Annotated in this window: 10 protein-coding genes; 5 read left to right on the top strand and 5 right to left on the bottom strand. The window is 58.2% G+C overall.

The annotated features are described in order from the left end of the window. Positions 1–309: 309 nt before the first annotated feature. Positions 310–2,097, top strand: coding sequence for an acyl-CoA dehydrogenase family protein (locus Q5H89_RS10570; protein ID WP_305019276.1), 1,788 nt, complete (start codon positions 310–312; stop codon positions 2,095–2,097). A 257-nt stretch (positions 2,098–2,354) separates the two neighbouring features. Here Q5H89_RS10570 and Q5H89_RS10565 read toward each other — a convergent pair whose 3' ends face one another. Beyond that, a complete protein-coding gene (locus Q5H89_RS10565) occupies positions 2,355–3,821 on the bottom strand; it encodes a hypothetical protein (protein WP_305019275.1) in 1,467 nt (488 codons plus the stop codon). A 344-nt stretch (positions 3,822–4,165) separates the two neighbouring features. On the opposite strand from Q5H89_RS10565, the gene Q5H89_RS10560 reads away from it, so the two are divergent. Then, on the top strand, positions 4,166–4,399 hold the full coding sequence (locus Q5H89_RS10560; protein WP_305019274.1) for a hypothetical protein: 234 nt from the start codon (positions 4,166–4,168) through the stop codon (positions 4,397–4,399). 54 nt (positions 4,400–4,453) lie between these two features. Here the strand turns inward: Q5H89_RS10560 and recG are convergent, their stop codons facing one another. The 4 genes from recG to mutY form a co-directional block, all read right to left on the bottom strand. Continuing rightward, entirely contained in the window at positions 4,454–6,550 is a 2,097-nt protein-coding gene (recG, locus tag Q5H89_RS10555; RefSeq protein ID WP_305019273.1) for an ATP-dependent DNA helicase RecG, read from the bottom strand. Positions 6,551–6,606: 56 nt separating this feature from the next. Beyond that, on the bottom strand, positions 6,607–7,206 hold the full coding sequence (gene gldD, locus Q5H89_RS10550; RefSeq protein ID WP_305019272.1) for a gliding motility lipoprotein GldD: 600 nt from the start codon (positions 7,204–7,206) through the stop codon (positions 6,607–6,609). A gap of 109 nt (positions 7,207–7,315) precedes the next feature. After that, entirely contained in the window at positions 7,316–7,738 is a 423-nt protein-coding gene (locus tag Q5H89_RS10545; RefSeq protein ID WP_305019271.1) for a single-stranded DNA-binding protein, read from the bottom strand. A gap of 146 nt (positions 7,739–7,884) precedes the next feature. Next, positions 7,885–8,946, bottom strand: a complete 1,062-nt coding sequence (mutY, locus tag Q5H89_RS10540) for an A/G-specific adenine glycosylase (RefSeq protein WP_305019270.1) — start codon at positions 8,944–8,946, stop codon at positions 7,885–7,887. A gap of 236 nt (positions 8,947–9,182) precedes the next feature. On the opposite strand from mutY, the gene Q5H89_RS10535 reads away from it, so the two are divergent. From Q5H89_RS10535 to Q5H89_RS10525, 3 genes are all read left to right on the top strand, one after another. Continuing rightward, complete coding sequence (locus Q5H89_RS10535) at positions 9,183–9,530, top strand: HU family DNA-binding protein (RefSeq protein ID WP_305019269.1); 348 nt, start codon at positions 9,183–9,185, stop codon at positions 9,528–9,530. Positions 9,531–9,653: 123 nt separating this feature from the next. Beyond that, on the top strand, positions 9,654–10,598 hold the full coding sequence (locus tag Q5H89_RS10530; RefSeq protein WP_305019268.1) for a tetratricopeptide repeat protein: 945 nt from the start codon (positions 9,654–9,656) through the stop codon (positions 10,596–10,598). 440 nt (positions 10,599–11,038) lie between these two features. Then, positions 11,039–12,649 (top strand): Rne/Rng family ribonuclease, encoded by a 1,611-nt coding sequence (locus Q5H89_RS10525; RefSeq protein ID WP_305019267.1) that lies wholly within the window; start codon positions 11,039–11,041, stop codon positions 12,647–12,649. Positions 12,650–12,658: the final 9 nt, after the last annotated feature.

Here is a 12,658-nt window from a genome sequence, read left to right as displayed (position 1 = left end):
TTCGTCATGCTGAGCTTGCCGAAGCATCTTGCTTGCGCCGTCCGGATTAATTCAACGGTGCGGCCAAGATGCTTCGGCAAGCTCAGCATGACGAACGTGTTTTTACCGATTTCAACACTGACTAACTCACCTCAGTCAGGTGAATTAGTCAGTGTTGTTAGTGTTGTAAATTTTCGGTTACTTTTTCCGAAGTAGTCGGCACGCCTAACATTTTTCGCTTATCTTGCAACACCAAAATGACCGAATCGTTGTTGCCCTAATAGTCGGCACGCCTAACAGTTTCACTTCCCACCATACCTTATTTCCATCATGGAAACTTCAAACAAAGCTGCCGTGAAAGGCGGCGAATTCATTATCAAGGCTACTGAAGCTCAGGATGTTTTCACGCCCGCCGACTTTACGGAGGAGCAGAACATGATGTACCAGACCTGCGTGGACTTTGTGGCCGCCGAGGTGCACCCCTTGCTCGAGCGCCTCGACAACCACGAGGAAGGCCTCATGCGCGGCCTGATGGAGAAGGCTGGCCAGCTAGGCCTGTTTGGCGTGAGCGTGCCCGAGCAGTTTGGTGGCCTGGACATGGACTTCCCCACCGCCCTGCGCGTGACGGAAGGCGTGGGCGGCGGCAACTCGTTTCCGGTGGCCTTTGCGGCGCACACGGGCATCGCCCTGCTGCCGATTCTGTACTTCGGCAACGACGCGCAGAAGCAGAAATACATCCCCGGCCTCACCGATGGCACCCTGATGGGCGCTTACTGCCTGACGGAGCCAGGCTCGGGCTCCGACGCGCTAGGGGCCAAAACCAAAGCCGTGCTCAATGCCGAAGGCACGCACTACGTGCTGAACGGCCAGAAAATGTGGATTACCAACGCCGGCTTTGCCGACGTGTTTATCGTGTTTGCCAAGATTGACGGGGAGCAGTTCACGGGCTTCATCGTGGACAAGGACACGCCCGGCCTGAGCCTCGGCAACGAGGAGCACAAGATGGGTATCCGCGGCTCGTCGACCCGCCAGGTGTTCCTGACCGATGCGCAGGTGCCCAAGGAAAACGTGCTGGGCGAGATTGGCAAAGGCCACCTCATCGCGTTCAACGTGCTGAATATCGGCCGCATTAAGCTAGCCGCCGCTTGCCTGGGCGGCGCTAAGGCCACGGCTACCCAGAGCGTGAAGTATGCCAACGAGCGCGTGCAGTTCAAGCTCCCCATCTCGAAGTTTGGCGCTATCCGCTACAAGCTGGCGCAGCAGGCCATCCGCATGTACGCCGTAGAATCGGCCATTTACCGCGCCGGCGAGGACATCTACCGCAAAGAACAGGAGCTACTGGCTAGCGGCCTCGGCACCAACGAAGCCCTGCTGGGCGCCGCCCGCGAGTTTGCCGTGGAGTGCGCCATTTTGAAAGTAGAAGGCTCGGAAGTACTTGACTACGTGACCGATGAGGGCGTGCAGATTTACGGTGGCTACGGCTTCTCGTCGGACTACCCGATGGACCGCAACTACCGCGACTCGCGCATCAACCGCATTTTCGAGGGCACCAACGAAATCAACCGGATGCTGGCCGTCGATATGATTCTGAAAAAGGGTCTGAAGGGCGAAATCGACCTTATGGGCCCGGCCCAGGCCGTGCAGCAGGAGCTGATGAGCATCCCGAGCATGGGCGAGAGCGACGACTCGGCCTTCGCTAGCGAGAAGAAAGCCATTGCCAACCTGAAGAAGGCGGTGCTGATGGTAGCCGGCACGGCCGTGCAGAAGTACATGAACTCGCTCGCCAAGGAGCAGGAAGTGCTGATGAACATTGCCGACATGGCCATCAAAACCTACACCGCCGAAAGCACCCTGCTGCGCGTAGAAAAGGAAATCGCCGCCAAAGGCGAAGAGGCCCTGGCCCAGCAGCTCGACATGGCCCGCGTGTACCTCTCCGACGCCATCGACCTGGTCGAGAAATCGGGCCGCGAAGCTATCGCCAGCATGACCGAGGGCGACGAGCAGCGCCTGCTCAGCATGGGCCTCAAGCGCTTCACCAAGCCCGACCTGTTCAACGTGAAAGATGCCCGTCGCCGCGTAGCCGCCAAGCTCATCGAAGCCAACGAGTACTGCTACTAAAATCACGGATTACACGGATTTTAGCGGATTTCACGGATTCTGTGGACGGTTCACTACGTGCGGCCCACAGTGGAGCCAGCGCAAGCTAACGATTTCACGGATTCTGTGGACGGTTCACTAGGGTTTGTATTCGGCATTTGCTCTACCTGCCAAACCAAAAAAGGCCACCCAGTTGGGTGGCCTTTTACGTTGGAATTGACCCTAGCGAATCGTCCACAAAATCCGTGAAATCCGCTAAAATCCGTGTAATCCGTGATTTATTTGAGCTTCACTTCGTTCAGCTGGAGCGCCGCCGATTTTTTGCTGGGGCGGCTGATGCCGATGATGGTTTTGGGGCCTAGCCAGGCGGTGAAGTCTTTGACGTAGGCGAGCTGCTGGTCGTTGGCTACGTTGAGCTTGAGGCGTTGCGGGGGGCTGATAACCCCGGTGGGCGCCTGCACTTTGCGCAGGTAGAGGTCCGACTTGCCGCTGATGGTTTCCAGCGTTACGAGTTGTACGTCTTCGCCAAACACGGCGGCCCGGTAGCCAATACCCGTGTAGCTATCGATGGCCGGGGCCACCTGGTCCTTGGCCACGATGGCGTGCCAGGTGGGCGTCAGAAACGGGCTGTAGCCGAATAGATACAGCTCGCGGGCGTGCACCGGCAGCTCGGGGCCGCCTTCTTCGAAGTGGCGCTCGGCGATGATAACCAGGTTCTTGCTGTCGGTCAAGAGCATATCAGCCAGGTAGATATCAGCTAAGTTCTTGACCTCGGTGCCGGTGGCGGCGGTTATCTCGCCCAGGAAAGCCGGGGCAAACGGCAGCTCGTCGGCCAGCTTCAGCTTGCTCTCGGCAAAGTCGAAGCGCACCACCTTCAGGCCACTAAGCTGGCCGGTGCGGTCATTAGCGCACAGCGCGGCGGCGTAGAGCTGGCCATCGGGCTGGAGGCTGAACTTGGCATCGCGGATGGTAATGGGCTGGCCCCCAAAGGTGCCGCCCACCGGCACACCCATTACCTGAATAGCGGTGGCCACGCCCACGCGGTCGGCGGTGGCGGGGTAGCGGCGCACGGTCAGCTTCTTCATGCCATCGCCGAGCAGCGTCACGTATTGCGTGCCATCGTTGGCTAGCAGGATGTTGGGCGAAAAAAAGTCGCCCTGGTCGCGGAAGTCATAGGTGCGGTCCAGGATTTTGCTCAGCTTCTGGTCGTAGAGCGTGCCTTCCAGGGTTTTCACCTGCATTTCGCGGGCCACGTAGCGGTAGGCCAGCAGGCGGCTGCCATCGGGCGAGAGCCGCACCACGGGGCGGCGGTCCTGGGCCGGCGCGGTTACTACTACTACGGGCGCCCCCTTCTGGCCGCCGGCCAGGGCCAGGGGCTGCACGGTCAGGCTCTGGCTGCTCTCATCGGCGTGGTGAATGACCACCCACACCTGCTCGGCATTGCGCCCAAAGGCCTCCACCGTTTCGCCCGGCGCCACGGGCAGGGTTGTGCTCCACTGCTTTTTGAGGTCGGCGTCGTAGCGCTCTACCGCGTAGGCACTCCCGCTCTGGTGGGCCAGAATGACGAAGCCGCTGCCATCGGCCAAGGCCAGGGTTTTCTGCGGCACCCGCTGGTTGTAGCGGTCTTCGCCCTGCTCGGGCAGGTAGCTGAAAGGAGCAGCCTTCGTTTTTTGAGCCTGCGCCGGGTGGGCAATCCCTAGTAAGCCGCAGAATGCCAGAGTAGTTATCCCAAAGAAAAAACGCATGTAGAATACTCGTTAAAAAAGGCGCAAGTGCCCTTTACCGCCCCAAAAGTACCCTAGCCAACCCAAGTCGCTGGTGCCTCGCTAAAGAAAAGACGCCATTCGGCTACCAGCGGCCGGCGTTCGGCCGGCGTACCTTTGCTCCTGGCGCTTGTTATCGAACTTTAATTTTCGAAAATGCAACCATCCCAGTTGCCCGCCGTTTAATGGGCGCGCGCTGCAACCCGCAGCACCGGCCTATCACCTCGCTTTTCTTTTCCCACCCACCGCTTAATTTTCTGATATTCAAGGAATAATCTACTAATTGGCACCAATTTTGGGATAGTATGTGCCACTATCCATTACCTATGAAATCTTTCTTAAAGCTCGGCTCCTTATTTGCGCTCATCATTGCTGGCCGCTATATGCAGCTTGCCCAGCCCGCGGCCTCGGCTGGCCTGGCCAAAGCCCCGGTTACCCTTTTTGCCCCTAGCAACACGGCTGACATGGCGCTCACTAGCTATACCACTGAGGAACAAGCCAATACCATTACTCCCGTTAACCAGCGAAAGAAGCAGGAGCTTCCCCTCACTTGGTTTTAAAGGCTAAGCGGTTTCAGTTGAAACCGCTTTTTTTATGCCCAAAAGGGCTGTTACTCAGCTAATCCGGCTCCAGTTAACGGCCGTGGGAGGCAGGCTTTCGATGTGCCGCCGGATATTGGCATGCTCGGGCCGGGCCAATTCGGGGTCGTCGGCCAGAATAGTTTGGGCGGCGGCCCGGCTTTCGCTCAGAATGCGCCCGTCCTTGGCCAGGTCGGCAATCAGCAGGTCGAGCACGCCGCTCTGCTGGGTGCCCATAAGGTCGCCGGGCCCGCGCAGCTTCAGGTCAATGTCGGCTATCTCGAAGCCGTTGTTGGTACGCACCATCGTTTCGAGGCGGGTGCGGCTGTCCTTGCTCAGCTTGTAGCCCGTCATCAGGATGCAATAGCTCTGGTCGGCGCCCCGGCCCACGCGGCCGCGCAGCTGGTGCAGCTGGCTCAGGCCAAAGCGCTCGGCGCTCTCAATTACCATCACCGAGGCGTTGGGCACGTTCACCCCCACCTCAATCACGGTGGTGGCCACCATTATCTGGGTTTCCTTCTTCACGAAGCGCGCCATTTCGAAGTCCTTTTCCTCGGCCTTCATGCGCCCGTGCACAATGCTGATTTGCAGGTCGGGAAAGGCCCGGCTCACGCTTTCGTAGCCGTCGGTCAGGTCCTTGTAATCCATCGTTTCGCTTTCCTCAATAAGCGGGTACACGATGTAGACCTGCCGCCCCAGCGCCACCTGGTCGCGAATGAACTGAAACACTTTCAGGCGGTTGGCGTCGTAGCGGTGCACCGTCACGATGGGCTTGCGGCCGGCCGGCAGCTCGTCAATCACGCTCACATCGAGGTCGCCGTAGAGCGTCATGGCCAGGGTGCGCGGAATGGGCGTGGCCGTCATCACCAGCACGTGGGGTATCACATAGGGATTTTTTTGCCACAATTTTGAGCGCTGCGCCACCCCAAAGCGGTGCTGCTCGTCCATTATAGTCAGGCCCAGGTTGCGGAACTGCACCACGTCTTCGAGCAAGGCGTGGGTGCCCACGAGCATCTGCATCTCGCCGTTGCGCAGCTGCTCGTGCAGCACGCGCCGCTCGCTGGTGCGGGTGCTGCCCGTGAGCTTGCCAATGTTGAGCCCTAGCTGGTCGGCATACACCTTCAGGCCCTGGTAGTGCTGGTCGGCCAGAATTTCGGTGGGCGCCATCAGGCAGCTTTGGGCGCCGTTGTCGGCGGCCATCAGCATAGCGATGAAGGCCACGATAGTTTTGCCCGAGCCCACATCGCCCTGCAAGAGCCGGTTCATCTGCTGGCCAGCCAAAAAATCCTTGTAAATCTCGTGGATAACCCGCTTCTGCGCGCCCGTCAGGTCGAAGGGCATCACGTTTTTGTAGAAGTGCACCAAGGTCGGCACCTCGTTAAAAATCTGCCCCGACAGCGTGACTTTGCGCTGGTCTTTCTGGCGCAGTAGTTTGAGCTGAATGTAAAACAGCTCCTCAAACTTGAGCCGGAACCGCGCCTTTTCCAGCAGTTCGGGGGTCTGCGGAAAGTGAATCTGCTGCAAAGCCGTGGCCTTATCGAGCAAGGCGTAGTGCTGAATGAGCGCCGGCGACAGCGTTTCGGTTACCTGCGGCAGCGCAATTTTGAGCAGGTCGCTCACCATCCGCATTATCGCCTTGCTGTCGATGCGGTGGTAGTTTTTGAGCTTCTCGCTGGTGTTGTACACCGGCTGCAAAAAGCTCTGGCCCGCCTTCTGCTCGGTCACTTCTTCCAGCTCGGGATGCGCCATCTGGGGGCGGCCGTTGAACATGGTCGGCTTGCCAAAAACAATGTATTCCTGATGGTTTTTAACAACCTTTTCCAGGTAGTTAACGCCCTTAAACCACACTACTTCCAGTTCGCCGCTGGCGTCGCCCACCTTGGCTACGAGGCGCTTTTTGGGTCCCTCGCCTATCACTTCGCGGCCGCGCAGCACGCCCTTCACCTGCACGTAGGGCAAGTCATCGTGCAGGTCCACAATATTATAAAACTGCGTGCGGTCGAGGTAGCGAAACGGGTAGCGCTGAATGAGGTCGCCGTAAGTAAACAGGCCTAGCTCCTTGCCCAGCAGCTGCGCCCGCTGCAAGCCCACGCCGCGCAGATACTCCAGCTTGGTTTGAAAGAAATTACTCATGAATACCGAGTACGCTCGTCATGCAGAGCGCAGCGCAGCATGACAAATAATTTTACTTACTTATTGTATTTCAGCGTGTTCAGCAGCTGAATCATATCATACTTCACGTACTCAATCACCGGGGCCAGCGAGTCGTTGGCCGTAGCCGTGCGGAAGTAGAGCGCCGCCCGAAAGAAGTGCGTGGTACTGTCGGTAGTATAAAACTGAAACTGGCTCGGCACCTCGCCTTCCAACTCAAACACCGAAGCGCGCATCCCGTTGGGGGTGCGCAGAATCTTTTCCTCAATCGAGGTCGCCTTAATCTGGTGCTTACCCGTGAGTTTGCGCGCGTCCTCCATCATCTTGTTGTAAAGCTGGCGGTTGCGCACCACGTTGGTGTAGGTTATCTGCACATTGGCGTGCAGCTGCGGGTAATATATGTTGAGCCAGTCGGGCTGGGCCAGGTACGACGAGTCGCGCAAGACCTTGGCGTACTGCGAGTACTGAAACGTGTAGGGATGGCCCGGCCCTAGCGTGCGGTAGCGGTGCGGCGGCAGGTCGATGCGGTTGTAGCCTTTGGGCTTGGGCGTAAAATCGGGCGCCGACGCGCACGCGGCCAGCAGCCCGGTGGCGCTTGCGGTCAGCAGCGCCAAACCCCAGAATCGGGAAGAACTCATCATGTACGAAAGCCAGGCAAAGCCCAAAGTTAACAGGCCGCCACCCGGCCCAACGCACCAAAGCCCCGGCTTGGTGCCGGGGCTTTGGTTTACTGCGCGCTACTAGGCCTTAAAAAGGCAGCTGGTCCAGTTCCGGCTCCTGCCGCAGGCTCACGCTTTCCTCGGCGGCGGGGCTAGCGGCGGCAGTTGGCGCACCGGCCGGCCGGCCGCCGAGCAACGAAATTTCTTCGGCGATAATTTCGGTAATGTAGCGCGTCTGCTGGTCCTTGTCCTGGTACTGGCGGGTGCGCAATTTGCCCTCTATATACACCTGCGTGCCTTTTTTCAGGTATTTCTCGGCCAGCTCGGCCAGGCCGCGCCACGCCGAGATGTTGTGCCACTCGGTGCGCTCTACGCGGGCGCCTTGCTTGTCCTTGTAGTACTCGTTGGTAGCCAGCGTAAAATGGGCTACGCTATTGCCTCCTTCGAGATGGCGCACTTCGGGGTCTTTCCCCAAATTGCCCACCAAAATTACTTTGTTTACTCCGGCCATGTTGTTTGCTAGTCTTCGCTAGTTTAAAAAGTGACATCAAAAGCCACGGGCAGTCCGGGACTTTCGACGACCTAAAATTACGCATAAGCGATTGCCTATGCAAATTTAATTAGCAATTTTGCCAAAAAATGTTAGCAAAAATTCTGCTAGCCGTTGATTTTACCCAGGTAATTGCTAATCAGGACTGGCTTGGGCAATTCCTCAATCTCCGCGGCCGAATAGGCGCGCAGGCCGGTATCGCGCAGCGTTGCCTCGGGCAACGCTGCGGCTAGCCACACGGCATGGAAGCGGGCCTCCAGCTTCTGGTGGCTGAGTACGTGGCGCAAAGTCGGGGCGGGCCGGTCTTCGGCCACGCGGCTCGTATCATATTGCCCCCCTAGCGCTTCTACGTGTCGTAATATTTCGGCGGCGGGCAGGTCGGCACTGTCGGTTTCGGCCAGGGCAAAGTCGTAGAGGCCCTGCCAGATATCGCCGGCCAGGCGCTCTTTCAGGTACAGTTGCTCGCCGTGGCGCAGCACGAGGTAGTGGAAATAGCGCGTGCGGCTAGCCTTCGCTTTCGCCTTTATGGGCAGCAGCGCCACTTGCCCGTGCTGAAAGGCCCAGCACTGGCTTTGCAGGGGGCAAAACAGACAATCGGGCTTGGCGGGCGTGCACTGCAAAGCCCCAAACTCCATGATGGCCTGGTTGAACTCGGCGGCGTGGGCGGGCGGCAGGTGCTGGTCGGCCAGAGCCTGAAACTCTTTGCGCGAGCTAGGGGCCGCAATGTCGGAATGGAGCCCAAAAACCCGGGCCAGCACCCGAAACACGTTGCCATCGAGCACCGCTACGGCCTCATCGAAGGCAAATGAAGCGATGGCCGCGGCCGTGTAGGGCCCCACGCCTTTCAGCTGGCGCAGGCCAGCGTAGGTGCCCGGAAACTGCCCGCCAAACTCGCTTACTACCTGCTGGGCCGTGTGGTGCATGTTGCGCGCCCGGGAGTAGTAGCCCAGGCCCTGCCAGTGGCGCAGCACCTCCTGCTCGGGGGCAGCAGCCAGGTCGTGCACCGTGGGGTAAGAGGTCAGAAAATCAAGGTAATAGGGCAAGCCCTGGGCCACGCGGGTTTGCTGGAGAATAACTTCGGAAAGCCAAATGGCGTAGGGGTCCCGGGTGTGCCGCCAGGGCAAGTCGCGGCGGTGCCGCGGGTACCAGGCCAGCAACGCCTGCGCCAAGAATGAACGGGATGGAACCGGGGCCGTAGTGGATGCAGTTTTAAGCAAAATAATGAGGCAGAATATCTTGGCCGTTGGAAAAACTTGGAAGTTTCCATTGGCCGAACAAGAATTAAGGAGTACCTTTGCGCTCCGTTTCGAATGACGAACCTCCTGCCGGGCAAGGATTTACGTCGAAAACGGCTGATTATCCGCCCGATATTTTTTTTTCACTTTTAGTACCCCCCCTTACCAACGTGACCAAAGCTGAGGTAATTTCCGAAATCTCGCAAAAAACCGGCATTGAGAAAGCCGATGTGCTGACGACCGTCGAAGCCTTCTTCAAAGTAGTGAAGGATTCGATGACCGAGGGCAACAATATCTACGTTCGTGGCTTCGGCTCGTTCGTCAACAAGAAGCGTGCACGCAAAGTAGCCCGCAATATTTCGAAGAACACGTCGCTCATCATCGACGAGCACTACATCCCGAGCTTCAAGCCGAGCAAAACGTTTGTAGCCAAGATTAAAGCCAGCAAGAAAATTACTGGTGATGCTTCGGATAAAGCGCCGAAGGCTGCCAAGAGCACTAAAAAAGCAAAAGCTTAATTATAAGCAGCTTACGGTAAGAAAAGTGTTGGGGTGATAAGGGCGGACCGGCTAGCCGCGAGGCAGGTCGCGGGTTCCTTCCTTATCACCCCATCGCTTACCAGCCCAACCTCTTTTTTTAGCATGGCTTCGACCTCCTCCCCTACCAGTACGCACCAGATTCTGCTATTGGCCGGTGCCCTGGCACTGGCGGGTGGGCTTTACATGCTGCCCAAAGGCATTGTGAAGCCTAAGGAAGGAAAGGCCGCTCTCAACCAGGATGCGGCGCGCACGGCCACGCGCGACGGCGGCGGCATCGCCACCAACGGTTCGAAGGCCGATGCTTCTTCGGGCCCGCGCCCGGCCGAAACCGGCACCGTAGCCGGCGAGGCTAGCCCCGCTGCCACGGCCAGTGCCCCGCATACCCAGGCCACTGCGGCCCAGCGCCAGGAGCTTAATACCCTACTGGCGCAGTATCGCACGGCCCCCGCGGCCAGCCGCCGCCAGGTAGCTACCACGCTGGCGGCCCGCTACGCCACGGTGCAGCGCTTCGATAGTGCCGGTTTTTATTTGGCGGGCCTAGCGGCGGCGCAGCCCAGCGAAAAAGCCTGGCAGCAGGCGGCCGACGCTTATTTTCAGGCGTATAGCTTCGCGGCTTCGGCTGAGCGCAAGAAAATGCTGGGCGACCGGGCCCGCGAGCTGTACGACAACGTGCTGCAAGCTAACCCCAATAACCTCGACGCCAAAACCAATCTGGGCATGGCTTACATGAGCAGCGACAACCCCGTAAAAGGGATTGGACTGCTGCGTGAAGTGCTGGAGCAAGACCCTAAGAACGAGAAGGTTCTCTACAACTTAGGTATCCTGGCCATCCAGAGCAATCAGTATGACAAAGCTGTAGAACGCTTTGCGCAGCTGGTGCAGGTGAACCCCAAAAATGTGGAAGGTCAATTCTACCTCGGCGTATCGCTGGCTCGCACCAACCGAGGGCCCGCGGCCCGCGCGGCTTTCCAGAAAGCTAAGAGCCTCAGCGCTGACCCGGCCCTGGCCGCGTCGGTAGATGAGGAACTGGCCAAACTTCGAAATTAATCCCGGCGTCGGGCGGCTAGCCGGAAAGGTGCTACTTTTGCACCCCAGCTTAGCAAGCCGAAATCGGAAATCATTCATATCTACCTTTTAACTCCTCACGACAATGCCCTGCGGTAAAAAACGTAAACGCCATAAGATTGCCACCCACAAGCGCAAGAAGCGCCTGCGCAAGAACCGCCACAAGAAGAAGTAATCTTCTGACTTAGTGCGGAGTAAGAGGCAGGCAGTGCGGCGCTCAACGCCCTGGTGCCTGCCTATCTCTCACGTAGCCTCCGCCACGCGGACGACTACCGTGGTGCGCCGGGCTGCCCTAGTGGGCAGTGGCCGTGGCTCGCGAGGGGAAGCTGGGACACTCTTGGTCCTGGCTTCCCTTTTGCCGGTTTCGGGGCAAGCCACTGCCGCCTTCGGGCCCGGCAGGCTACTTTAACCAACTTACTACGTTGAGCAATGAATTAATTATCAATTCCACCCCCGAGGGGGAGCGGATTGCCTTGCTCCAGGATAAGCGGCTGATTGAGTATCACTTCGACCGCAACGACACCAACTATGCGGTGGGCGACATCTTCCTGGGTATCGTGCGCAAGGTGATGCCCGGCCTCAACGCGGCCTTTGTTGATATCGGCTCCGAAAAGGATGCCTTTCTGCACTATGGCGACCTGGGCGAACAGTTTCCTTCCCTCAATAAGTGGGTAGGCAGCGTGATGAAGCATCAGGCCCAAAGCGCTGGCCTGGAAAACTTTAAGCTGGAAGAGCCGCTCGACAAGGTGGGTAAGGCCGACAGCGTGTTCAAGAAAGGCCAGAACCTGCTGGTGCAGGTGGTAAAAGAACCCATCTCAACCAAAGGCCCCCGCGTGAGCACCGATATTTCGATGGCCGGCCGCTACCTGGTGCTCATGCCCTTTACGAATACCATTTCGGTATCGAAAAAAATCGTTAGCAAGACCGAACGCGACCGTCTTAAGCGCCTCATTGCCAGCATTAAGCCCGAGGGATTTGGCGTAATTATCCGCACGGTGGCCGAAGGCCACGAAGTAGCCGAACTCGACCGCGACATGCAGAGCATGGTCGATAATTGGAATACGCTTTACCAGAACCTGCGCAAGGGGCAGCCCCGCGATAAGATGCTGGGCGAGCTAGGCCGTACTTCTTCAATGCTGCGCGACATGCTCAACGAGTCGTTCGACTCGATTGTGGTTGACACGCCCGGCCGCTTTGAGGAGATGAAGGAGTACGTGCAGAAAATTGCTCCCGACAAGCTAGGATTGGTGAAGCTGCACAATAACAAAGCCAAGGTGTTTGAGCACCTGGGCATTGAGAAGCAACTCAAAACCCTGTTTGGCAAAACGGTGAGCGTGCCGGGCGGCGGCTACCTCGTTATCGAGCATACCGAGGCGCTGCACGTAGTGGATGTAAACTCGGGCTCGAAGAGCAACCAGGAAAACGACCAGGAGGCGACTGCCCTCATGATTAACCTGCTGGCCGCCAAAGAAGTAGCCCGCCAGCTGCGCCTGCGCGATATGGGTGGTATTATCGTGGTAGACTTCATCGACATGCGCGCTGCCGAGAGCCGCAAGAAGGTGGAGGATGCGGTGTACCACATCATGAAGCAGGATAAGGCCAAGTTTACTATCCTGCCCATTACCAAGTTTGGGCTGATGCAGATAACCCGGCAACGGGTGCGCCCGGCCGAGACTATCGTGACCGGCGAGGTGTGCCCTACCTGCGGCGGCACCGGCAAGATTTCCGCCTCCATCCAGGTTACCGACGAGATTGACAATAGCATTGATGACCTGCTGGTTAATCAGAATCAGGCGGGTATCACGCTTTTTGTGCATCCATTCCTGCACGCTTTCTATACCAAAGGGCTGGTGAGCCGGCAGATGAAATGGTATTTGAAATACTATAAGTGGGTAAAGGTAATGAAGGATACTTCGCTAGGCCTCACCGACTTCCGAATCGAAGACGAGCACGGCGAGCAGATTGAGCTGCACTCGGCCGCCGCCGCCATGGCGCGCGCGCAGGACCGCGAGGTCGTCGAAATCACGGATTAGCACGAATTA

Source organism: Hymenobacter cheonanensis, assembly GCF_030581075.1.
In the GTDB taxonomy this organism is placed as follows: domain Bacteria; phylum Bacteroidota; class Bacteroidia; order Cytophagales; family Hymenobacteraceae; genus Hymenobacter.
This window is presented reverse-complemented; position numbering and strand designations above follow the sequence as displayed.

Excerpts from the sequence above, each read along its gene's own strand:
- Q5H89_RS10560 (WP_305019274.1), top strand. The coding sequence starts at position 4,166 with ATGAAATCTTTCTTAAAGCTCGGCTCCTTATTTGCGCTCATCATTGCT.
- recG (WP_305019273.1), bottom strand. The coding sequence starts at position 6,550 with ATGAGTAATTTCTTTCAAACCAAGCTGGAGTATCTGCGCGGCGTGGGC.
- Q5H89_RS10530 (WP_305019268.1), top strand. The coding sequence starts at position 9,654 with ATGGCTTCGACCTCCTCCCCTACCAGTACGCACCAGATTCTGCTATTG.
- Q5H89_RS10545 (WP_305019271.1), bottom strand. The coding sequence starts at position 7,738 with ATGGCCGGAGTAAACAAAGTAATTTTGGTGGGCAATTTGGGGAAAGAC.
- gldD (WP_305019272.1), bottom strand. The coding sequence starts at position 7,206 with ATGAGTTCTTCCCGATTCTGGGGTTTGGCGCTGCTGACCGCAAGCGCC.
- Q5H89_RS10565 (WP_305019275.1), bottom strand. The coding sequence starts at position 3,821 with ATGCGTTTTTTCTTTGGGATAACTACTCTGGCATTCTGCGGCTTACTA.
- Q5H89_RS10570 (WP_305019276.1), top strand. The coding sequence starts at position 310 with ATGGAAACTTCAAACAAAGCTGCCGTGAAAGGCGGCGAATTCATTATC.